We start from the raw sequence: 22,695 nt of genomic DNA on the forward strand, positions 1-22,695 counted from the left end.
TTTTTGAATAGCCATTAACGATGATTATGTCAAGAGCATTTGCCTTCCCGTTCGTATTTTGCCTATTATTTAGCGCGGCACAACATGCCCAAAGTTTAAGCTCAACCATTGTAGACTCCGTCTCGAAAAAGCCGGTACCCTATGCCACGGTGCAGTTGAACAACAAAGGGATGATTACCAATGAAGAGGGCAAGTTCAAGTTTTTGCTCAAAGACCGGATAGCGGCTTCCGATTCCCTTTTTATTTCCTGTATCGGATACGAATCTATAGGAAGACCAATTTCAGAATTTACCGACAGCCTGATCTATCTCAGGCCCAAGGCAATCGAACTTCGAGAAGTTATCGTATCGAACAAAAATTACGAGCCCAAGGAAATTATTGAACTCGTTGAGGAAAACATTGAAAAAAACTACAACAGCGGACTTTCCAAAAAGCGTCTTTTCTTAAGGGAAACCTATCAGAACAGTATCATCAAGACCAACTACGAAATCAAAAAATCGACCATTGATGCCTTCAACAAAAATTTCATCGACAGCGTAATACAGACCATTCCCAAAAACAATGTGTACTATACCGAAATGTTGGGCGACCTCTATGTTTCCGACGATGCCGAAAAGCAAAAACTAGACCTTATAAAGGCTTCCGAACTGTACGACAAGAGCAAAGACCTCGATATAGAAATGCTCGAAAAAAAGTTTAATAAAATTGCCAAGGAAAATATTAAAACCGACTCCTACTTTAAGATAAAATCAGGACTCTTCGGGACCAAGGTAGATGCCGAAGACATAGGCGATGTTTTTAAGGAGGAAGTTGATTCTACCGATGTTGCCGCCCTAAACAAACATATTGAGGAAGAGAAGAAAAACAAAGAGGAAAGACGTGAATTTTTTCTTGAATACAAACGGAAAACCTTGGGCAATCTTTTTCAGAACCTTCCCATTTTTAAGGATAGCGACTACAACGTTATTTACAAGCCCAGGCGTTACGAACTCACGCTTGAAAACCACACTTACATTGGCGACCAGGCCGTATATGTCATTCGCTTTGTGCCCGATGGCTCCCCTGAATTTGAAGGCGTGCTCTACATCAACTCCGATGACTTCGCCTTGATTCGAATGGACTTCGAGAATACAAAACCCCTACGCGATTTTAAATTGCTCGGTATTTCGGTGAACGAATATCTGGCCAAAGGAAGCATTCTGTTCGACAAGGGCCCCGACCAAAAATACTACTTACGCTACTACAACATTATAAAAGGCGTTCGCGCTGGAATTAAAAGGCCCTTGACCATTATCGAAAAGAACAAACACGTTAAGGGAAGGCGAAAACAGAACGAACTGGCCCTAAAGATCGATGCCTCCTTTGGCAATATCAACCGATACGAGCTGGTGGTTTTTGATGAAGAACCCATCAATTCGGGCCAATTTGATGCCTTTAAAGAAAAAACAGACGTACTTCCCACCTATATGCCCGACTATGACCCCAACTTTTGGAAAGGTTACGACATTATAGAGCCTAATCAGGCCATTAAGGAGTTTACTTCAGAAGTACAATCGGAGTCGGAGTACTAGACCCAGTTCCGAAGAAAGCTGTACAACAACAGGGCCCAACCACACACCAACAATAAGCCGCCAAGGGGAGTTACAGGCCCTAAAAACCGAAGTTTCCTTCCTTTGGCAGCGCTAATCACCAAAGCGTATATACTAAAGGAGAACAAGAAGGTGCCTATTACGAAACTATAGACCATATACCCCTGAAAGGCAACATCCATATTAAAGTTGAATCCGATGAGAAGCAATACTATCGCATGGTACATTTGATATTTCACCCCGGTCTCAAAACTTTTGAGCTGATCTTCGGAAAGCAACTTCTTAAGGGCATGGGCGCCAAAGGCACCAAACACAACCGCTAAAAGACCATATAATGCACCAATAATTTGAGCCAGTAGAACCATGAATGAATTTTAAAACAAAGATAGGCCTTAAGCCTTCTAAAAGCAAAGAGCCGCCCTACAGTAGAACGGCTCTTGCAATATAAATTTTGAAAACTATCTATCCCTTGTCATCGTAGAAGAACTGCTCTTTTACAATTTTACCTTCCTTCACTTCGTATACCGCTATTTCCGACATGCTCGAACGCTGCCCCGATGGCTTATGGGTGGTATCCATGGTAAATTTTACCGAAAACCAGTTGTCTGCCACTACCGGGTTTGAGGCCTTACTACTGTGCACCTCAAAATTCTCGCGCCACCACTCCCCTTTTTTCTTAATGCCTTCGAAGCCTTCAACATAGGCTCCTTCGCCTTTACCATCGTTTTCTATACTGACGATTTTTTCACTGTACAATTCCTTGTACGGCTTTTCAAAATCACCTGAATTGCACCATGCGACCAATTTTGCCGCAATTTCATCTGTTTCCATAACTGTTCGTATTATTGATTCCACAACAAAATACGACACATTCACCTGAATAACAAAACCCTGCGAACGATTTAAAGCAGACTTAATACGGAAAGCAAATAAAAAATCCTGTGCGGTAGGCTAATTCGGTTCTACGGGCAACTTGCTCGAAAGCAAATCGAACAATTGCTGGGTTTCTGTAGAATCTTTAAGGTTGATAAAGAGTTTTAACGAATCGTGATGTACGATCTTTATCTTTTGGTTTTCAAGGTTATCGATATATACGTATACCTTTTTATCGGTAAGCGAATCTTTAAATTCCCTAAAAACACCTTTTTCCTTTTGGAAGGCGGAAAAGCCGTTAAGCCGTACCATGGGAGGTATTCTCTCGACTAAATCAACACTGTCTAAAGCGGAAAACGGAACTTTTTGTAGATAGAAGCCAGAAACGACCCGCATTCCGGTTGCATCGGTTTTGGTCCAGTTTTTAAAATGTAAAACAAAGACCGAAAGACATACAATTACCGTAAGTACGCCCAAAATGTTCCACAATAGATGTCCTTTTTTCTGCATATTCAAGTAATTTCCCGATTTTGACCATGACCGACAAAACCATCTGCCAATCACTCTATGAACGCACAAAATTGATGAAAATTTCCGATAGTGCTCAAAATTTTACCACACCGGTCATTTATATTTTGTGAGCAGCCGTTTATATGTCTAAATTTAAGTAAAATTATAAACTGGTTTTTATCGGGCAGACTACGGCACATTTGTACGGTAGTTCAGGTCGAAAGGGACAACTTTCCATAAGCAATAAATACAATATGACCCATATCACCAAAGAACACCAAAGACTTGACGACCATTACAACAAGAAGAAAGATTGGCTGAAATGGGGCCCTTACTTAAGCGAAAGGCAATGGGGAACGGTTCGCGAAGATTACAGCCCTAACGGTGATGCATGGAACTATTTACCCCACGACCACGCCCGAAGCAGGACCTACCGCTGGGGCGAAGACGGTATTGCCGGTATTTCGGACCGTTATTGCAATATCTGTTTTTCGGTGGCGCTTTGGAATGGCAAAGACCCTATTTTAAAAGAACGCCTCTTCGGACTTACCGGTCCCCAAGGCAATCACGGCGAAGATGTCAAGGAACTCTATTATTACTTAGAGAACACCCCTTCACATTCGTATATGAAACACCTTTACAAATACCCTCAAAACGAATTCCCGTATAACGATTTAGTTGAAAAAAACCGAAACATAGGCAAGCATGATACGGAATACGAACTGCTAGACACGGGCATCTTTGACAATGACGAATACTTCGATGTATTTACCGAATACGCCAAGGCGGAAAGTGAAGACCTATTGATCAAGATTTCCGTTTGTAACCGCGGACCCAAAACCGCAACGGCCCATGTATTGCCCACGCTCTGGATACGAAATTTCTGGAGCTTCACCGGTATGCCCGAAAAACCGATCATCACCCAAAAAAAGGGCAATACCTCACCTTATATTTCCATTGACCACAGTTACGTCGGCCAATACAATCTCTATTTCGACACGCCCAAAAAAATACTGTTCACCGAAAACGAAACCAATATGGAACGGGTTTTCGATGGTACCAACGAACACCCCTTTAAAAAAGATCTATTTCACGACGCCGTAATCAATAATGACTTTACTCTGGCGGAACAGAACAAGAAAGGAACAAAGTGTGCCCCACTCTATACCCTCGAAATCGCCCCTGGCGAAACCCAAGTGATAAAACTTAGGCTAACGAAAGACAAATTAGAAGCTCCCTTATCGAATACCTTCGACTCCACCTTCGCCCTGCGCCAAGAAGAATCGAAAAACTTTCTACATGCCATCACCGATAAATCATCGGAGGAAGAGCGGGAAATACAAAAACAGGCCTTTGCCGGTCTTCTGTGGACGAAGCAATATTACAATTACGAGGTAGACCTATGGTTAGAGGGCGACCCTGGTACGACCCCGCCCCAAGAGCGCCTAAACGGTAGGAACAGTACATGGAAAACTTTCCGTAACCACGATATCCTATCGATGCCCGATGCTTGGGAATACCCATGGTTCGCGGCATGGGACTCGGCCTTTCATTGTGTCACTTTCTCGATGGTAGACCATGAATTCGCCAAAAAACAGCTTTTGCTCTTTACCAAAGAATGGTACATGGCGCCGAACGGTCAAATACCCGCCTATGAATGGAACTTTAGCGATGTAAACCCTCCCGTTCAAGCTTGGGCCGCCATTCAAATCTATCAAATGGAACAGCGAAAAACCGGCAAGGGCGATATCAAGTTCTTAAAACGGATGTTCAATAAATTGGCACTCAACTTCACGTGGTGGGTAAACAGGGAAGATAGCCTAAACAACAACGTATTTGAAGGTGGATTTTTGGGCCTTGACAATATCGGGGTCTTTGACCGTAGCAACGGCGTGCCCGGAGGAGGTGTTCTTGAACAGGTAGACGGCACTTCTTGGATGGCCCTCTACTGTCTGAACATGCTGGAAATAGCACTAGAGATCGCACAAGACGACGACACCTTTGAAGACATGGCCCTAAAGTATTTTGGCCACTTCGTTTTCATTGCCGAAGCACTCAACAAAATTACCAAAGACTCCATGAATTCATGGGACGAAAAGGAAGGCTTCTTCTATGACACGCTTATCTTGCCCAATGGCCAAAAAATCCCCATTAAGGTAAGGTCTATTTCCGGGCTACTTTCGTTGACCGCCGTGCTCAATATAAGAAAAGGATGCCTCGAGAAGTTGCCCCGGTTCAAGGCCAGTATGGAATGGTACCGAAAATACCGTATAGAACGCCAACAGTACCAAGTAATTGAAGAATACGGCCCCGACAACGATGTTCTGCTCTCATTGGTACCGAGGAAAAGGCTCGATATCTTGATCCATAGTATACTCGACGAATCGGAGTTCTTGGCCGAGTACGGCATTCGTTCGCTATCAAAAGAACACGAAAACAGGTATGAAGTAGAAATCAACGGAGCTACGTATGGAATCGAATATGAACCTGCCGAATCATCTACAGATTTGTTCGGAGGAAATTCAAATTGGCGCGGGCCCATATGGATGCCCATGAACTACCTATTTATCAGCACCTTTAAAGAATACCACAATTATTTTGGCGACAACTTGAAGTATGCTTATCCATCAGGAAGCGACAATCAACTCAATTTAAAAGAGATAGCCTTTGAGATAAGCAAAAGACTCATCGGTATTTTTCAGAAAGACGAAAATGGAAAACGTCCGGTAAACCTCTTGCACGATAAAAAATATACCGACAAGTATTTTAAAGACCTTATTCTGTTCTATGAGTACTTCGATGGTAACAACGGACGTGGCGTGGGTGCTTCCCACCAAACCGGTTGGACGGCCCTAGTGGCAAATCTTATAGAGGAAATCAATCGATGACACCTATAGCCTTACCTTTTTAGGTTAATCAGGCTAGTGAAGGACTCATATGATGGGCTGCTTTTATCGTAAAGGTAAAGGTAGCACCTTCACCTACTTTTGAGCTGACCATAACTTGACCACCAAGTCCTTCCACCACTTTTTTTACGGTAGCCAGGCCTATACCGGTACCCTTTTCGCCGAATCTGTCCTTAGGTGAAACAATCTCAAAAATTTTAAAGATTTTTTCTTGGTCTTCCTCGTTGATTCCGGGGCCGTTATCCCTTACGGAAAACTCGTAGTGAGCGTCGTTTTCCCTGACATCGAGGTTTATTTCAATTTTGGGTTTGTCATTATACTTTATGGCATTGGCAATCAAGTTGATCAAAATCTGTTCAACCGCCACCTTATTGGCATAAATGGAATCCAACTCACTGTTTACCTGTATGGAGCATTCTTTATGGGCACCAAAAAGCTCGGTAATATTTTTATGCAGTTCGGTCAAAGTTATACGCGTCTTATCGTGGCTATTAAACTGTCCTGATTTACTATAATCCAAGAGACCCGTTATCAGTTTTCGCAATGTTTCCGACGAACTTCTGATAAATTCAATGATCTGCTTCCCCTCATCATCGACCAAAGGCGCATAATCTACGTACAAGCAGTTAGAGAGGGTTAAGATATTGTTCAAGGGCGACTTAAGGTCATGTGCGGCAATAGCGGCAAAATTGTCGAGTTCATGGTTGGTGCGGGCCAATTGTTCATTAGCCTTTTCCAATTCCATCTTTTTCTTTCGAAGATCAAGCAAATTCATAATTTGATCCGACAATATCTTCAGTGCATTGACTTGACTTTTTGTAAGGGCCCTAGGTTTGGTATCTATGACACAGAGGGTACCTAAAGGCAGTCCGCCCGCACCTTTGAGCGGTACGCCCGCATAAAAAATAACGTTGGGATCACCTTGGACCATGGGGTTATCATGAAAACGCTCATCGATACGGGCATCTTCAATAACAAATATACTATCGGAGGCATTTATGGTATGGCCGCAAAATGAATACTCCCTTTCGGTTTCTCTAACATCGATACCATGATAGGCCTTAAACCATTGGCGATCTTTATCTAAAAGCGTTACTACGGATATCGGGGTTCCACAAATTTCAGAGGCCAATGCTACTAGGTTTTCGTAATCTTCCTCTAAAGGAGTATCAAGAATACCATATGATTCAAGCAACGCTAGTCTTTCAGCCTCTCTCTTATGTTTTTCGGGAGCAATCATAAAATATAGTTTTGAGATAGCCATAGGTATTTACACTTCTATTGGCTTGCTGTACTACAACGCTAAAGCATCTAATATCTTGTATTCCAAAGGTTAAAACTTTGGCTATGCTATTCTTGATCACCCACTAAGATCCATCACGAAAAACAAGTACAAACCCTTGTTTATCAGATCTCAATATATTGCCGAACAGTATTGTGTACCGCTTATCCCAAACCTACATCAAGGGTCATCATAATAATAAATCCACCTATAAAACCCATGGTGGCAATATCGGTGTATTTGTCTTGCTGTGTTTCGGGTATTACCTCCTCTACCACGACAAATATCATGGCACCGGCGGCAAACGACAGGGCATAAGGTAAAATCGGCTGAAAGGTCATGACCGCCCAGGCTCCCAAAACCGCAGCTATAGGCTCTACAATTGCCGAGGCTTGGCCATACATAAAGCTTTTATAACGGCTAAGCCCCTGCCTTCTAAGCGGCATAGCCACGGCAAATCCTTCCGGAAAATTCTGAAGACCGATACCTAAGGCCAAAGCTACGGCCCCACCGATACTCGCCCCTTCAAATCCGGCGGCCACACCTCCAAAAAGAACCCCTACGGCGAGCCCTTCGGGAATGTTGTGAAGCGTAATGGCCAAGGTCAGCAAGGTGGTGCGGTGCCAAGGGGTTTTAATCCCTTCCTTTTCGCTTTCCTTAAAATTGATATGGAGATGGGGCAACACCTTGTCCAATCCGAAAATGAACAACGAGCCCATAAGAAAGCCAACTGCGGCGGGAATTACTTTAACAAAACCTTCTCCCGGGCTCATTTCTATGCCCGGGGCCAAGAGGCTCCAAAAACTGGCCGCCACCATTACACCGCCGGTAAACCCCAGCATACCATCTAAAAGCGCCCGGTTCATACCCTTAAAGAAGAAAACCAATGCAGCCCCTGCAGCCGTAAGGCCCCACGTAAACAATGTGGCATAAAAAGCCGCCAAAACCGGATCTATCGATTCAAAATAGTCAATTATCTCTTGCATATCATTCGGTTATTTTAAGATACAAATTGGCCGCTATTTGATTAGAGATGTGAATACTCTTCCCTTTCACCTCAATATGTAACGACCCGTCAAATTCTTCTTTTTCCAATACCGTTATAGCATCGCCCAAGGCAATTTTATTCTTATCGAGAAATTTCAAGAAAGGCGCCGAAGAATCCTTGACCCCAACACATGTACCACTGGCCCCTACCGGCACCTCGTTCAGTAATTTTTTTACCGCTTTTTTAAACTCGCCGGTTTTAGACGGTATGGGATCGCCGTGCGGGTCGACCTCAGGATACCCGAGTAGTTTATCAAGCCTATCCGTCAATTTTTCGCTCTTAATATGCTCTAACTGCTCGGCTACCTCATGGACTTCATCCCAAGCAAAGTTGAGCTTGTCGACCAAGAATACCTCCCATAACCTATGCTTTCTGACCAAGGTCAAGGCTAGTTTTTGGCCGTGTTCAGTAAGGCACACGCCCTTGTATTTTCTATAGTTGGCCACCCCTTTTTCCGATAGTTTTTTAATCATATCGGTTACCGACGAAGGCTTCGTACGCATCTGCTCCGCTACCTCGTTGGTCGAGACCATGCTATTCTCACCCTTTCCTAGATGATAAATGGCCTTTATATAATCTTCTTCTGAAAGTGTCATAAAAAATTTGAGTTACGCAAAAATACGTTTTTATATCTAGAAACAAATATTTAGATTTGCCTAAATTTTAATTTACTCCAATGAAAATAAATTTAAAGGCTAACCTACATTTACTCATATGTGTTTTAGGCACAACATTGAGCAACGCCCAGAACAATCAAATTAGCGGCACCATCACCGATAAAAATGGCTCCGTTCCCTTCGCTAATATTTATCTAAAAGACACAAAAATTGGCACCTCGGCATTAGACGATGGATCTTATATTTTGAAAAACATACCTTCCGGCACCTATAAATTGCAGGTTTCCGTACTAGGATATCAAGATTTCTCCACTAAAATCACTTTGAAAGGAAGCGAGAACAAAGCGCTTGACATCACGATTATTCCAGCTTCGGAACAATTGGAGGAAATGGTAGTTACCGGAACCTTAAAAGCGGTCAGTCGCTCGGACAGTCCGGTCCCAGTTGAAGTATATAGTCCTACTTTTTTAAAAAAGAACCCTACTGCCAGCATATTTGAAGCGTTACAAAACGTAAACGGCGTACGACCACAGATCAATTGCAACGTTTGCAATACGGGCGACATTCATATTAACGGGCTCGAAGGCCCATACACCTTGGTCTTGATAGACGGAATGCCCATTGTTAGCGGATTGGGAACCGTTTACGGCCTTTCGGGAATACCCAATTCCCTCATAGAGCAGATTGAAATTATAAAAGGCCCGGCCTCCACGCTTTACGGTAGTGAGGCTGTAGGCGGATTGATCAACATTATTACCAAAAATACTTTAGACGCCCCTGATTTCTTTGCGGATACCTTTGTCAGCGGTTGGGGGGAATACAATATCGATCTTGGCACAAAAATCAATGTAGGCCAAAAGGCGGATATGCTTTTGGGCCTCAACTACTTTAACTATGACCATCCTATTGACAACAACGGCGACAACTTTACCGACCTCACCCTCCAGAACCGTATTTCGGTGTTTCAAAAATGGAATTTTCAGCGAGAAAACAATCGCATACTTTCACTGGCAGGGCGATTTTTCTACGAAGATCGTTGGGGCGGGGAAATGCAATGGACCCCAGAGTTTAGGGGTGGAAACGAAATTTATGGAGAAAGCATATATACCCGTAGATGGGAAATTTTAGGCAAATACCAATTGCCCATTGAAGAAAACGTCTTGTTTTCATTCTCGTACAACGACCACAGCCAAAACTCGGTATACGGAGATGTGCCCTACATTGCCGATCAGCGTATAGGTTTCGGACAGTTTACTTGGGATAAATCCCTCGAACACCACGACCTTCTCATCGGTACCGCCCTTCGGTACAATTACTATGATGACAACACTACAGCAACCGCTTCGGCAGACGAAGTCGTCATACCAAGCCTATTCGTTCAAGACGAGATCGCCTTGGCCGACAAACATTCCTTATTGCTTGGCATGCGCTATGACTACGACAAAAGGCACGGCAGTATCTACACCCCTAGAATGGCCTATAGGTATAAAATGGCGGACAACGATATTATCCGCCTTAACGCGGGTACCGGGTTTAGGGTAGTAAACCTATTTACCGAAGAACACGCCGCCTTGACCGGAGCTCGTGATGTTGTCGTAACCGAAGAACTCAAACCTGAGCAGTCGTTCAACATAAACCTAAATTACCTTAAAAAAATATATGCCGACAATGGCACCTTTGTCAGTATAGACGCTTCACTTTTTTACACCAATTTTAGCAATGCCATCTTACCCGATTACGATACGGACCCAAATAAGATCATCTATGACAACCTAAATGGCAAGTCCGTTTCAAAAGGCGTTAGTGCCAATGTCGACTTTTCTTTTCCTAGCGGGTTTAAATTTTTGATCGGGGCTACCTTACAAGATGTGAGCCAAACCGAAAATGGTGTTACCGAACGCCAAATACTAACGGAAAGCTTCACGGGTACCTGGAATGCATCGTACGAAATCAAAAAAATCGACTTATCAATAGATTACACAGGGAACATTTACGGCCCAATGCGTTTGCCGACCCTTGGCGAAAGCGACCCTAGAAGCGATTTCTCACCTACTTGGAGCATTCAAAACATTCAGTTTACCTGGAAAGGTCTCGAACGGTTTGAATTCTACGGAGGCATCAAAAACCTGTTGAATTGGACCCCCAACCGCGGAAATCCTTTTATCATTGCCCGTGCCAACGATCCTTTCGACAAGAACGTAACTTTTGACACCGATGGAAGCGTAGTAGCCACCCCGAATAACCCCAATGCCCTAACCTTTGACCCATCATACGTGTATGGCCCCAATCAAGGCATTCGCGGTTTCCTAGGGCTTCGCTATCGCATCAATTAAAAATGAAATGCGCTCAAATAGAATCGCTATTTTTGAAAAAATAACGATGCCGCAAGCCCTTGGAAAAAATCACACAATTTGACTATATCATAATCGGCGCCGGCGCAGCTGGTCTAATGCTCGCCAGCGCCCTCGTCAATGATGATTTTTTTAACAACACGTCTATTTTACTATTGGATAGGGATGCCAAAAGGTCTAATGACAGAACTTGGTGCTTCTGGGAAAAAGGTGAGGGAAGTTTTGAGTCTATTGTTTCCAAAACATGGAATCATATTTATTTCGGAAGCGAAAACTTCTCAAAAGACTATTCCATTACCCCATACCAATACAAAATGGTTCGGGGAGCCAATTTTTACAAAGCTTATTTTGACGGGTTAAAAGGCAAGTCGAATATTACCTTTCAGCAAGAAGAGGTTGCCGAGATAGTCGACATGGGTTCAAAAGTAAAGGTTACAACCCATCGTTCCACCTATTCGGCATCAAAGGTCTTTAGCAGTAGTTTCGATTATACAATGGCCACCCATCAAAAGAAATACCCTGTACTGCAACAGCATTTTCTAGGGTGGACGGTAAAAATCGAAAAGCCCGTTTTCAATCCCGACCAGGCCACTTACATGGATTTTTCCATTCCGCAGAAAGGGAATACCCGGTTTATGTACCTCCTTCCATTTTCAAAAAACGAGGCCTTAGTGGAATACACCTTATTCTCTAAAAATCGCTTGCCCAAGGAAGCATATGAAAATGCTATAATCCACTATTTGGAAAACCATCTAAAATGTGGCAGGTATAGCATCACCGAAACGGAACAAGGCAGTATACCCATGACCTGCTATGATTTTAGCGAACACCACACCGAAAACATCCGCTATATCGGAACAGCGGGTGGATGGGCCAAGCCAAGCACGGGCTACACGTTTATGAGTACGGCCAAGAAAATTCCCGTATTGGTAGATTTTATCAAAACCGGAAAACCTCTGAATACACTAAGCTTTAAGAACAGGTTTTGGTTTTACGACCTGCTATTCTTAGACGTATTGGCCAAACACAATGACCAAGGCCACAAAATATTCGAGTCGCTCTTCAAGAAAAGCGACCCACAACTGATCTTTAGATTTTTAGACGAGAAGTCTTCCTTTAGGGAAGATATCGACTTCATTCTAAGCTGCCCTAAAAAAATATTTATTGAAGCCTTTTTCAATAGGATTTTCAAAAGATTTCGTTCCCCTAAACCTAAGTGACTTTACTTTCCTTAGACCTGTCGCATCATCAGGCTACTTCCAAAATTCTCTAAAATAGCCTTTTTGTCTTCTGAAATGTTTAGTTCGGCCAATACCGAAAAGGCCTTTTCTGTATACTCGGCTATCGCTTCCTGCGTTTTTTCCGCCGAACCGCTATCCTTAAAGATTTCCTTTATCGTATCGACTTTGGCCGAAGGGTCTTTGGGCTGTATGGAATACATATCCATTAGCTCTTTTTTTTGTTCGGCACTACCTAACTCTAAGGCATTAAGGTATAAATAGGTCTTTTTGTTCTCTATAATATCGCCCCCCACTTGCTTACCGAAAGTTTCCGGATCACCGAAGGCATCTAGATAATCGTCTTGTAGCTGAAAGGCTATTCCCAGATTCAAGCCGAAATCATAAATAAGCTTCTGCTCCCCTTTCGACGCCATTGCGACTATGCCGCCCATTTGCAGTGCGGCAGCCACCAAAACGGCCGTCTTATATTCGATCATCTTCAGGTATTCGGACAAGGTAACGTCATCCCTATCTTCAAAATCAATATCGTATTGCTGGCCCTCACATACTTCCAAAGCCGTCTTGCTAAAGAGCTTTGCCAAGTTTTTAAAGGTATCCCCGTCATAATTTTCAAATAATTGGTATGCCGTTATCAGCATGGCATCCCCCGAAAGGATTCCCGTATTGATATCCCATTTTTCGTGCACCGTGGTTTTTCCCCTCCGCAATGGGGCATCGTCCATAATATCATCATGGACCAATGAAAAATTGTGAAAAGTTTCTACGGCCAAGGCTGCATCTAGGGCCTTGCGATAATCACAACCAAAAATTTCGGCCGACAATAAGGTAAGAACCGGCCTCAATCGCTTTCCTCCCAACCCTAAAATATAAGTAATCGGCTCATAAAGGTTCTTGGGCTCTTTGGTATGTTCATGCCGCTTCAAGTAATCGAGAAACTGGCTACGATAGAATTCTATAGATTGCATTCAACAAATTTTCCCCAAAAATACATCCATTTGATCAAAATAGGCCCCTTTCCTTCATTTTGTAAAAAAAATAACCAAGAACATGCAATAGTTTTGATTTCCTTCGTCTTTACTCTTGAAGACTTTTGACAACAGCCACGAAATGACCCCAGAAACGGATAATTACAACAAGCTTAAACTCTTTTTTGACGAAGAGTACCGTTCGCTCAAGGCTTATGCCAAATCACGTATTGACGATGCCGCCGATCGCGATGCCGAAGACGTGGTTCAAGAGGTGGCCTTAAAGATATTCTCTAGGGCCAACAACTTGTCGCCCATAGACAATATTGCGGGTTTTGTTTACAATTCTATCCGCAATAAGATTATCGACCTGATGCGCACCAAACAAAAAGGGGTACCCTTCGAGCAGGAAATGGAGGAAAAACTGATTGAGTTTACGGAGTTGGTGTATGGCAAGACGGCCAATGCGTATTCCGACACCATGAAAACGAAGCTTAAAAAGGCCATTGCCCAACTAAAACCAGTGTACCGCAACATTATAATAGCCATTGATTTTGAAGGTTACACCTATACCGAACTGTCACGTGAGACCGGTATCCCAATGGGCACACTAATGTCAAGGCGCCACCGGGCCCTGGCCATATTATTAAAAGAACTAGAAATCAAAAAAACAGATCATTAACTAAAAAAAATCTACAATTATGGAGAAACATATAGAGCATAAAGTAAAAGGCAAAGCTGAGAAGTTTATAAAGAAAACCGTAAAAATAATATTCTACGCCCTTGCCGCTATCGCCTTTTTTGTACTGTTCGCCTACATTTTTATGTATTTATGGAATTGGTTGATGCCCGAAATATTCGGACTAACGACCTTGGACTTCTGGCAAGCGGGGGGACTTCTGGTTCTGGCCAAGATAATTTTCGGAAACTTCAGCGGCGGTAAGGACGGCGCCAACAAGGGAAAGAAAAAGAGAAAAATGCAACGCGCCTGCAAGAGCAATGGTAGTCGTATGTGCCGGGATGATTTTTCGAAATGGAAATTCTATGACGAGTTCTGGAAGGAAGAAGGGGAACAAGCTTACAACGACTATTTGGAGCGAAAAAAAAATGATTCCGATCAGCCACAATCTTAAAAAGATGTTAAACTAAGGTAAAACTTTGGAAACTTTTAGTGTTTTTAAAGTTTCCTAGATTACATTTGCAGTCCTTATGAAGACTAAAATTCTAAACAAAGCGACGGATATGTTCCTGAACTACGGGTTTAAGAGTGTTACCATGGACGATTTGGCCAATGAAATGGGCATCTCAAAGAAAACCATATACACTCATTTCGAGAACAAGACCAAACTCGTGGAACAGTGCACCACACATCTAGCGGAAAGCATATCAAAAGGAATCAATGCTATCTGTGCCTTGAACAAAAACCCTATTGAAGAACTTTACGAGATAAAAAAATTCGTGATGATCAATCTCAAAAACGAAAAATCATCACCACAATACCAATTGCAGAAATACTATCCGAAAATACACAACTCGATTTCAGCATTTCAATTTGAAACCATGCAAGCCTGTGTAAGGGAAAATATTCAACGCGGGGTAAGCCAAGGCTTTTACAGGGACAACCTAGATATCGACTTTATAAGCCGTATTTATTATTCGGGTATGACAAGCACGAAAGACCATCGTCTTTTCCCCCCAGACAAATTTCCGGTGACCACTTTAATGGACAATTATTTAGAATACCATATCAGGGGGATTGTAACCCCACTAGGAAGAAAAGTATTGAACAAAATTATCAACTCAAATCCAGAATAACGATGAGAAACCTATTTATACTAACACTGATGCTCTTCATCACCGCACCAGTCTTTTCTCAAGATCCAAACCCCTTGAAAACCTATAGTTTTACCTTGGAAGAAGCCATAGAGTTCGCCCTTGAGAACAACTACAGCGCCATTAATGCCGAGCGCGACCTGATCGATGCCCGAAAACAAAAATGGGAGACCATTGCAGACGGTCTTCCACAGATCAATGGTTCCGTTAGCTACCAAAATCAATTAAAACAGCCGGTTTCCTTGATTCCCGCCGAATTTGCCGGAGGAACACCTGGGGAGTTTGTGCCGATCGTTTTTGGCCAAGCCCATCAAGCGACCGCTACGGCGACACTTACCCAAAAGATTTTCGACGGTTCTTATATCGTTGGTGTACAGGCAACGAAATCGTTTCTAAGCTACAGTGCCAACAACGAAGAAAAAACCGATCAAGAAGTACGTAAATCGGTGGTCGAAGCCTATGGAAACGTATTATTGGCCAAAGAAAGTGTGGCCATTTTCGAGAAGAACAAGGCCAATCTCGAAAAGAACCTATTCGAGACCAATAAACTGTATGAAAACGGATTGGCCGACGAAGAAAGTGTCGAACAACTACAAATTACCCTTTCATCCGTAGAAAATCAATTAAAAAATGCCATCCGACTAGAGAACATTACACTGCAAATGCTCAACTTGGTCATGGGTATTGCTATTGACGCCCCCACCAAATTAGAAGACGACCTTGACCAGTTGGCCACGGCCCAGATCGACTTTTCTTTAATGGAATCGGACTTTAACATCAACAATAACGTCGATTACAAACTCGCCCTAAACTTGACCGAACAACGATTTTACGAGTGGAAATTGGCAAAAAGCCGGGCCCTCCCAACCTTAAGCAGTTTCATCAACTACGGTTCATCTGCTTTTTCCGATGACTTTAGCTTTTTTAAAAGCGACCAAGATTGGTTCGACTCATCGGTCTTAGGTTTCGACCTCAGTATTCCCCTGTTCAGCTCCGGTAAGCGTAGTGCCGGTACCGCACGGGCCAAAATCGCCATGCAAAAGGCAAAAACCCAATTATCGGAAGCCGAAGAGCAAATACGGCTTCAGCTCGAAAAGGCCAAGAGCGACTATATTCTTGCTATAGAAGAATATGAAACGGCAAAGCAAAACCTTGGTTTGGCCGAACGCATCGAAAACAAGAACCAAATTAAATACGCCGAAGGCATTGCGAGCAGCTTTGAACTTAGGCAAGCGCAAACACAACTCTATGACGCACAACAAAGCTACCTTCAATCAATGGTCGAGGTCATCAATAAAAAGACGGAGCTCGAACTTATCATAAACGAACCCAATTCTAACCCAAAGTAATAAGGCAAACTACAAACAAACTTTTAAGATGAAAAAAATACTATATCTAGCGACCTCGGCCCTACTCTTCTCCGCATGTGGAGGGAAACAGAACTCTGTGATCGATATTATTTCCGAGGGAAACATCGAAACCATACGGGCGAAGAAAACCGAACTTTCGGAAAAGCAAAGAGTCCTTGAAACCGAATTACAAAAGCTTGATTCGGCCATTAGCAGCATGAGCGGCGAAGAAAAATTGCCTCTGGTCACCACCGTCGTGGCGAAGGTCGGAAAATTCGAACACTACTTAGAACTACAGGGCGATGTCAAGACCAAGCAAAACGTTTTGATCTACCCTGAAATGTCAGGTACCCTACAGCGTGTTTATGTGAAAGAAGGACAGCGTGTGACAAAAGGCCAAGTCTTAGCAGTTATTGACGACGGAGGAAGAAGCAGCCAATTATCGCAATTAAAGTCGCAAGCCGCACTCGCCAAGACCACCTTTGAACGCAGAAAACGCCTATGGGAGCAAAAAATAGGTTCTGAAATAGAGTATTTATCGGCACAAACCAATTATCAGGCCGCCGAAGATGCCGTAAAACAAGCCGAAAGCCAACTGGGCAAATCGTCGATAAGGGCACCTTTTTCAGGTATCATAGACGACGTCATCAAAGATCAGGGAACCGTTGTATCTCCGGGCCCTGGATCTGAAGTTTTTAGGATCGTAAACCTTTCCGACATGTACATTGAGGTCGATGTACCGGAAACCTACCTAGGCGGTATAACAAAGGGCAAAGAAGCCAAGGTCTATTTTCCCGTTCTTGGCGATTCGATCTTGACCAAGGTGCGTCAGACCGGAAATTTCATCAATCCGAGCAATCGCGCATTTAGCGCTGAGGTTCCGGTACCAAATAAAAAAGGGAATATCAAACCCAACCTTTCCGCCAAAGTAAGCATTAACGATTACACCAATGAGAATGCCATAGTCATTCCCCAAGGTATCATTTCGGAAAACGCCGAAGGCGAGCAATACGTTTATGTAGCCGAGCCCACAGATGGCGAAAACGAGGCCTTATTGAAGAAAAGTATCATTCAAACAGGAAAGACCCAGGGCAGCCATATCGAAGTCCTCTCCGGTATATCCGACGGTGACCATATCATTGAAGAAGGCGCCAGAAGCGTAAAAGACGGCCAAAAGGTTAAAATTCTAAACGACCAGACCGATGAACAGTAAACAACAGAAAAACGCGAATAAAGAGTTTAGCCTTGCATCGTGGGCCATTGACAATCCCTCGGTCATCTATGTGATGATCGCCATTTTTCTATGGCTGGGATTGAAGTCATATTTTGCAATGCCCCGTGAAGATTTTCCTGAAATTGTAGAGACCAAAATCTATATCAGTACCATTTACCCAGGTAACACGGCAGAAGACGTAGAACGTTTGATTACCGACCCTCTGGAAGATCGACTTAAAAACGTAAGTAATGTAGTTGAGATAACCTCAACTTCACAAGAAGACTATTCGATAATTACGGTCGAGTTCGATGAAGACCTAACGGTAGAACAGGCCAAACAGAAGGTCAAGGATGAGGTAGATAGCGAAAAGGCCGGAGAAGACTGGCCCACCTTTAACAATGCCAAGGTCGAACCCAATGTCTTTGACCTTAACCTGTCGGAGTCATTTCCCATCATGAACGTGAATTTCACAGGCGACTATCCCGTTGAAAAGCTAAAGGAATTTGCCGAATACCTGCAAGATGAAATTGAAGACTTGCCCGAGATTAAAGAGGTAAACATTCGCGGGGCACAGGAGAAAGAGGTAGAAGTGGCCGTAGATGTCTATAAAATGATGGCCTCAAAAGTCAGCTTTCAAGATGTTATCAATGCCATTAGCAATGGCAACTCTACCATGTCGGCCGGTAACATTCAATCGGGCGGCCAACGCCGGACCATACGTATTTTGGGTGAAATCGACGACCCTAAGGAACTGGATGATTTTGTGGTAAAGTCCGAGAACGGTGCGGTATACCTAAAAGACATTGCCGAAGTAAGTTTTTCGGAAGAGGAGAAGACCACGTATGCCCGAGAGTTCGGTAAAAACGTGGTAATGCTCGACATCAAAAAACGATCGGGCAAAAACATGATAGAAGCGACGACCAAGGTCCGCGAAATCGTAAAAAAGGAGCAGGAAAGCTATTTCCCGGCCGACCTGAACATCACCATTGCCAATGATTCTTCAGGCAGAACACTGAACCAGGTAGATGATCTTGTCAACAACATCATCTTTGGTATCATCTTGGTCGTAACGGTACTGATGTTCTTTTTAGGCTTTAGAAATGCCCTTTTTGTGGGCTTCGCCATTCCGATGTCAATGTTCATGTCGTTTATGATCTTGAACAACTTGGGCTATACCTTAAATACCATGATCCTTTTCGGTATGATTATGGGACTGGGTATGATGGTCGACAATGGAATCGTGGTCGTTGAGAACGTCTATCGTTTAATGAGCGAAGGCATGTCGCGCACCGAAGCCGCCAAAAAAGGTATCGGTGAAATTGCATTTCCTATTATTATTTCAACATTGACCACCGTGGCAGCCTTTGTACCCCTCGGTCTATGGCCCGGTATATTCGGCCAGTTTATGATCTATTTCCCGATTACCTTGTCGGTCGTTCTGGGCTCGTCACTTTTCGTAGCCATCTTCATGAACTCCATGTTGGTTTCCCAATTTATGGAAATCGGTGAAAAAGAACTTACCGTCAAGCAACTCATCCGTATTAGTACCATATTGGGCGGTTTCGGACTTTTTATCTTAATTTTCGGTGGAACCATGAGGGGCTTGGGCTCTGTAATGATCCTAACGGCACTGATGTTCTGGATATACAAATACGCGCTTAAAAAGTGGGCCATAAGCTTTCAGAACGGCGCCATGGTGCGTTTTGAGAATTGGTATGAAAAACGTATCGCACATTCCCTTAGAGGTAAAAACGTATACTGGTACTTCGGTATTACTTTCGCTCTTTTGATTGCCGTATTCATGGCTTTTGGAGCTTCGTTGGGCAGTGGACGTACGAAGGTGGAATTTTTCCCCGACAACAAACCCAATGAAATCTATGCCTATATAGAATATCCGCAGGGAACGTCTATTGAAAAGACCAATAAACTTACCAAAGAAATCGAAAAAAGGGTATTCGAGGTGGCCAACCAAGACAAGTACACCGATGGGGAACACAACTTTTTGATTGAATCGGCGGTATCACAGGTGGGTGAAGGCGCCGGTAACCCCCAAACCGATGGAGGGTCGGCGGCAGAAATGCCACATCGAGGTAAGGTCACCTTGTCAATGCGCGAATTTAAATACAGGAACGGACTCGATACCGAAGTACTGCGTGGTGAAATTCAAGATGCCTTGACCGGAATATTTCCCGGAGTAGCCATCTCGGTAGAAAAGGAAGCCAACGGACCACCGGCCGGATATCCTATCAACATAGAGCTGGAAGGTAAGGATTACACCGAATTGATCAATACCGCCGAAGATATTCGAAACTTTATCAATACCAAGAACATAGCCGGTATCGAAGAGTTGAAAATCGACGTAAACAAGAGCAAGCCTTCCATGGAAGTTGTAGTGGATCGCGAAAAAGCAGGTGAGCTAGGCGTATCCGTAGGCCAAGTCGGACTACAACTGAGACGTTCGCTTTTTGGCGAAAAAGCAGGTGTATACAAATTGGATGGTGACGATTACGATATTAACGTTCGCTTTAATGAGGATATCCGGTACAATAAAAATGCCCTGTTCAACCAGAACATCATTTTTAGGGATCCCGCAAACGGCCAAATCAAGGAAATTCCTGTCTCGGCCGTAGCCAAGCAGAAAAACTCCTCAGGCTTTAGCGCCATAAAACACAAAGACAAGAAAAGGGTAGTTACCATTTACTCTCAATTGAAACCTGGTTTTAGTGATGCCGGAGCGATCGTGGCCGAGATACAGAAAGAAATGGACAATTTCAAACAGCTTCCTAAAGATGTAAGAATCGATTTCACGGGCCAGATCGAAGAACAAAACAAGCAAATGCAGTTTTTGGTCGGCGCATTTTTCTCTGGACTAGGACTGATAATGCTCATATTGGTATTTCAATTTGGCGGGGTATCCAAACCACTGATCATTATGATCGCCATTTTCTTAAGCTTTATAGGGGTCTTTGGCGGATTAATGATTACCGGATGGTCTTTTGTTATTATGATGACCATGATGGGTATTATCTCCCTCGCCGGTATCGTAGTGAACAACGGGGTTGTGCTATTAGATTACACACAGATACTTATCGACCGTAAGAAAGTGGAACTCGGACTGAGCGACAAAGACCTTATCTCATTGGAAGAAGTTACCGAAATCATTACCAAAGGAGGTAAAGCAAGGTTACGCCCTGTAATTCTAACGGCCATTACTACCGTTTTAGGACTAATTCCTTTGGCAATAGGTCTCAATATCGATTTCTTCTCCCTGTTCTCTGAGTTTGACGCCAAAATCTATATGGGAGGAGACAACGTAGTGTTCTGGGGTCCATTGGCATGGACGGTTATCTTCGGATTAATCGTTGCCACGTTCTTGACCTTGATTATCGTACCGGTATTGTTCAACATTACCTATCGCATAAAAATTGCGGTTTGGGGAAGAAAAAAGGAACGCCCTATAAAGGCAGAAAACCATCTGGAAGCTTCCGCTTAAAACACCAGATCAGAAACATACCCTAATAAAAAACCCCGCCAATTGGCGGGGTTTCTGCTTGTTATTTAAGATACAGTAAAAGAATTATTACTGATTCTCGGTTAATGGAATTGGGAACATCGTCCAAACATCATCATCCGGTCTATCTTTAGGCAGTTCATCCAATCGACCATACCTTCTCATATCTATCCATCGATGTCCTTCCGCATAGAGGGAATACCTTCTTTGGTTTAGTACCTCATCGATTAAAGAAGCTGAATCGGTATTACCCGTATAGGCAGGTAAACCGGCACTTTCACGGATAAGGTCGATAGCGGCAACGGCCTCAATCGGATCTACCGTAATATTTGCCTCGGCGTACATCAAAATTAACTCCTCGTTACGAATCATCGGAATAGGATCTGTATCGGTTTTATACAAAGCCACCGCATAGCCTCCCGTTAATCCATCCTGGGTCAAAGGTTCGCTACGCTCCGCAACCTTACTTAACCTATTGTCGCCGGCCTCGGCATCGGACAAAAAGGTCGGTTGGGCTATTCGCGCACCGGCCGCCGTTGCTTCAACAGGGAAGTACATAGGGTTAAGTGCATCTGTCTGGTCTTCGGAAAAATTATAGTAAAGACCGGTACTTAAATCATCTTGAGCAGAAGTCAAATTCATAAACGAATTCTCCAAAAAGGATAAAGTTGCCGCTGCATCCCCTTGATATGTTGCCACCCTTGCCGCAATAGCTTGGTTGGCCTCAAGAAATGTAGCCGGGGTATCAAAACCATCAAAGCCCGAAGGAAGGAAAAAAGGAAAAGCATCCCCTCCATTGCCAAGATCTGTAGCCGCTTCTTCTAAAACGGTACGAATACCGCTCAAAGCTTCGGATTTTGAAACAAAAGGTCCTAGATTCTGCTCATCGGCGACATCAAGACGGATACCGTTCTCATCGGTCAGGTTCAAATTCAACAACAGTTCGTATGCTATAAAGGTTTTAAGAAAGCCTTTAGTAGCATTCAGTTCTTCATCGGAAAACTGGTCCGACTGATCTGGGCCATCAATAAAGCCCAAAATCAAATTCGCGTTTTTGACCGTTCTATAACGTGCGGCCCAAGGGTTTGTAATATAGAAGGTGTTATTGTCAAGAGTATTGGTTCCTCCTCCCAATAAATCCCCGGTCAAACGCGGATCAGAGGCAGAAAATCGAAAAAATTCCCTTCCGATTACTCCGGTATCATCAAAATAATTCCCCAAGTTGACTCTCGAACTGTATAGTATTCCGCCCACAAGGTCCGGTAGGTCACCCCTTGTGATATTCTCTTGAAACGCCTCTACTTCCGGGCTGTTCAAATCGGAAAACTCTTGGACTTGGCATGATCCTAGCCCTAAAAGGACCAAGGAACAAAGTAAAAATTTGTTTTTATATAATTTCATGGT

General features: G+C 43.4%; 18 protein-coding genes. 10 read left to right on the forward strand and 8 right to left on the reverse strand.

Annotated elements, in window-relative coordinates:
• Window positions 1-26 precede the first annotated feature (26 nt).
• Complete coding sequence (locus BW980_RS00245; RefSeq protein WP_076452979.1) at window positions 27-1,571, forward strand: carboxypeptidase-like regulatory domain-containing protein; 1,545 nt, start codon at window positions 27-29, stop codon at window positions 1,569-1,571.
• On the opposite strand, the gene BW980_RS00250 is transcribed toward BW980_RS00245, so the two are convergent.
• The 3 genes from BW980_RS00250 to BW980_RS00260 form a co-directional block, all read right to left on the reverse strand.
• Window positions 1,568-1,954 carry a DUF423 domain-containing protein gene (locus BW980_RS00250; RefSeq protein WP_076452980.1) on the reverse strand — a complete coding sequence of 129 codons (387 nt, stop codon included), beginning with the start codon at window positions 1,952-1,954 and terminating at the stop codon, window positions 1,568-1,570. The two genes, BW980_RS00245 and BW980_RS00250, sit on opposite strands and share 4 nt — an antisense overlap.
• 97 nt (window positions 1,955-2,051) lie before the next feature.
• Entirely contained in the window at window positions 2,052-2,420 is a 369-nt protein-coding gene (locus BW980_RS00255) for a nuclear transport factor 2 family protein (RefSeq protein WP_013993321.1), read from the reverse strand.
• 120 nt (window positions 2,421-2,540) lie between these two features.
• Window positions 2,541-2,972, reverse strand: coding sequence for a hypothetical protein (locus BW980_RS00260; protein WP_076452981.1), 432 nt, complete (start codon window positions 2,970-2,972; stop codon window positions 2,541-2,543).
• Between the two features lie 254 nt (window positions 2,973-3,226).
• Between BW980_RS00260 and BW980_RS00265 the strand changes: the two genes are divergently transcribed.
• Window positions 3,227-5,860, forward strand: a complete 2,634-nt coding sequence (locus tag BW980_RS00265) for an MGH1-like glycoside hydrolase domain-containing protein (RefSeq protein WP_076452982.1) — start codon at window positions 3,227-3,229, stop codon at window positions 5,858-5,860.
• Between the two features lie 28 nt (window positions 5,861-5,888).
• Here the strand turns inward: BW980_RS00265 and BW980_RS00270 are convergent, their stop codons facing one another.
• The 3 genes from BW980_RS00270 to BW980_RS00280 all read right to left on the reverse strand — a co-directional run bounded on the left by BW980_RS00270 (window position 5,889) and on the right by BW980_RS00280 (window position 8,804).
• Window positions 5,889-7,118 (reverse strand): sensor histidine kinase, encoded by a 1,230-nt coding sequence (locus tag BW980_RS00270; RefSeq protein ID WP_076453742.1) that lies wholly within the window; start codon window positions 7,116-7,118, stop codon window positions 5,889-5,891.
• 206 nt (window positions 7,119-7,324) lie between these two features.
• The gene (locus BW980_RS00275) at window positions 7,325-8,146 is read right to left on the reverse strand and encodes a ZIP family metal transporter (protein WP_076452983.1); all 822 of its coding nucleotides are present in this window, start codon (window positions 8,144-8,146) and stop codon (window positions 7,325-7,327) included.
• A gap of 1 nt (window position 8,147) precedes the next feature.
• Entirely contained in the window at window positions 8,148-8,804 is a 657-nt protein-coding gene (locus tag BW980_RS00280) for a metal-dependent transcriptional regulator (protein WP_076452984.1), read from the reverse strand.
• 80 nt (window positions 8,805-8,884) lie between these two features.
• Between BW980_RS00280 and BW980_RS00285 the strand changes: the two genes are divergently transcribed.
• Window positions 8,885-11,158, forward strand: coding sequence for a TonB-dependent receptor (locus tag BW980_RS00285; RefSeq protein WP_076452985.1), 2,274 nt, complete (start codon window positions 8,885-8,887; stop codon window positions 11,156-11,158).
• A 59-nt stretch (window positions 11,159-11,217) separates the two neighbouring features.
• The gene (locus tag BW980_RS00290) at window positions 11,218-12,396 is read left to right on the forward strand and encodes a lycopene cyclase family protein (protein ID WP_076452986.1); all 1,179 of its coding nucleotides are present in this window, start codon (window positions 11,218-11,220) and stop codon (window positions 12,394-12,396) included.
• Window positions 12,397-12,407: 11 nt separating this feature from the next.
• On the opposite strand, the gene BW980_RS00295 is transcribed toward BW980_RS00290, so the two are convergent.
• Complete coding sequence (locus BW980_RS00295) at window positions 12,408-13,382, reverse strand: polyprenyl synthetase family protein (RefSeq protein WP_076452987.1); 975 nt, start codon at window positions 13,380-13,382, stop codon at window positions 12,408-12,410.
• A gap of 142 nt (window positions 13,383-13,524) precedes the next feature.
• Here BW980_RS00295 and BW980_RS00300 point away from each other — a divergent pair, with 142 nt between their 5' ends.
• From BW980_RS00300 to BW980_RS00325, 6 genes are all read left to right on the forward strand, one after another.
• Entirely contained in the window at window positions 13,525-14,064 is a 540-nt protein-coding gene (locus BW980_RS00300) for an RNA polymerase sigma factor (RefSeq protein ID WP_076452988.1), read from the forward strand.
• 19 nt (window positions 14,065-14,083) lie between these two features.
• The gene (locus BW980_RS00305; RefSeq protein WP_076452989.1) at window positions 14,084-14,515 is read left to right on the forward strand and encodes a hypothetical protein; all 432 of its coding nucleotides are present in this window, start codon (window positions 14,084-14,086) and stop codon (window positions 14,513-14,515) included.
• A 76-nt stretch (window positions 14,516-14,591) separates the two neighbouring features.
• Window positions 14,592-15,197 carry a TetR/AcrR family transcriptional regulator gene (locus BW980_RS00310; protein WP_076452990.1) on the forward strand — a complete coding sequence of 202 codons (606 nt, stop codon included), beginning with the start codon at window positions 14,592-14,594 and terminating at the stop codon, window positions 15,195-15,197.
• A gap of 2 nt (window positions 15,198-15,199) precedes the next feature.
• Window positions 15,200-16,564: a TolC family protein gene (locus tag BW980_RS00315; protein WP_076452991.1), complete on the forward strand. Its 1,365-nt coding sequence runs from the start codon at window positions 15,200-15,202 to the stop codon at window positions 16,562-16,564.
• 28 nt (window positions 16,565-16,592) lie between these two features.
• The gene (locus BW980_RS00320; protein WP_076452992.1) at window positions 16,593-17,777 is read left to right on the forward strand and encodes an efflux RND transporter periplasmic adaptor subunit; all 1,185 of its coding nucleotides are present in this window, start codon (window positions 16,593-16,595) and stop codon (window positions 17,775-17,777) included.
• Complete coding sequence (locus BW980_RS00325) at window positions 17,767-21,273, forward strand: efflux RND transporter permease subunit (protein WP_076452993.1); 3,507 nt, start codon at window positions 17,767-17,769, stop codon at window positions 21,271-21,273. Before BW980_RS00320 ends, BW980_RS00325 begins: the two co-directional genes overlap by 11 nt.
• Window positions 21,274-21,360: 87 nt before the next feature.
• Here BW980_RS00325 and BW980_RS00330 read toward each other — a convergent pair whose 3' ends face one another.
• A complete protein-coding gene (locus tag BW980_RS00330; protein WP_076452994.1) occupies window positions 21,361-22,692 on the reverse strand; it encodes a RagB/SusD family nutrient uptake outer membrane protein in 1,332 nt (443 codons plus the stop codon).
• Between the last annotated feature and the right edge of the window lie 3 nt (window positions 22,693-22,695).

It is taken from the genome of Zobellia uliginosa (genome assembly GCF_900156625.1).
In the GTDB taxonomy this organism is placed as follows: Bacteria; Bacteroidota; Bacteroidia; order Flavobacteriales; family Flavobacteriaceae; genus Zobellia; species Zobellia uliginosa.

Excerpts from the sequence above, each read along its gene's own strand:
- BW980_RS00245 (WP_076452979.1), top strand. The coding sequence starts at position 27 with ATGTCAAGAGCATTTGCCTTCCCGTTCGTATTTTGCCTATTATTTAGC.
- BW980_RS00250 (WP_076452980.1), bottom strand. The coding sequence starts at position 1,954 with ATGGTTCTACTGGCTCAAATTATTGGTGCATTATATGGTCTTTTAGCG.
- BW980_RS00255 (WP_013993321.1), bottom strand. The coding sequence starts at position 2,420 with ATGGAAACAGATGAAATTGCGGCAAAATTGGTCGCATGGTGCAATTCA.
- BW980_RS00260 (WP_076452981.1), bottom strand. The coding sequence starts at position 2,972 with ATGCAGAAAAAAGGACATCTATTGTGGAACATTTTGGGCGTACTTACG.
- BW980_RS00265 (WP_076452982.1), top strand. The coding sequence starts at position 3,227 with ATGACCCATATCACCAAAGAACACCAAAGACTTGACGACCATTACAAC.
- BW980_RS00270 (WP_076453742.1), bottom strand. The coding sequence starts at position 7,118 with ATGATTGCTCCCGAAAAACATAAGAGAGAGGCTGAAAGACTAGCGTTG.
- BW980_RS00275 (WP_076452983.1), bottom strand. The coding sequence starts at position 8,146 with ATGCAAGAGATAATTGACTATTTTGAATCGATAGATCCGGTTTTGGCG.
- BW980_RS00280 (WP_076452984.1), bottom strand. The coding sequence starts at position 8,804 with ATGACACTTTCAGAAGAAGATTATATAAAGGCCATTTATCATCTAGGA.
- BW980_RS00285 (WP_076452985.1), top strand. The coding sequence starts at position 8,885 with ATGAAAATAAATTTAAAGGCTAACCTACATTTACTCATATGTGTTTTA.
- BW980_RS00295 (WP_076452987.1), bottom strand. The coding sequence starts at position 13,382 with ATGCAATCTATAGAATTCTATCGTAGCCAGTTTCTCGATTACTTGAAG.
- BW980_RS00300 (WP_076452988.1), top strand. The coding sequence starts at position 13,525 with ATGACCCCAGAAACGGATAATTACAACAAGCTTAAACTCTTTTTTGAC.
- BW980_RS00305 (WP_076452989.1), top strand. The coding sequence starts at position 14,084 with ATGGAGAAACATATAGAGCATAAAGTAAAAGGCAAAGCTGAGAAGTTT.
- BW980_RS00310 (WP_076452990.1), top strand. The coding sequence starts at position 14,592 with ATGAAGACTAAAATTCTAAACAAAGCGACGGATATGTTCCTGAACTAC.
- BW980_RS00315 (WP_076452991.1), top strand. The coding sequence starts at position 15,200 with ATGAGAAACCTATTTATACTAACACTGATGCTCTTCATCACCGCACCA.
- BW980_RS00320 (WP_076452992.1), top strand. The coding sequence starts at position 16,593 with ATGAAAAAAATACTATATCTAGCGACCTCGGCCCTACTCTTCTCCGCA.
- BW980_RS00325 (WP_076452993.1), top strand. The coding sequence starts at position 17,767 with ATGAACAGTAAACAACAGAAAAACGCGAATAAAGAGTTTAGCCTTGCA.
- BW980_RS00330 (WP_076452994.1), bottom strand. The coding sequence starts at position 22,692 with ATGAAATTATATAAAAACAAATTTTTACTTTGTTCCTTGGTCCTTTTA.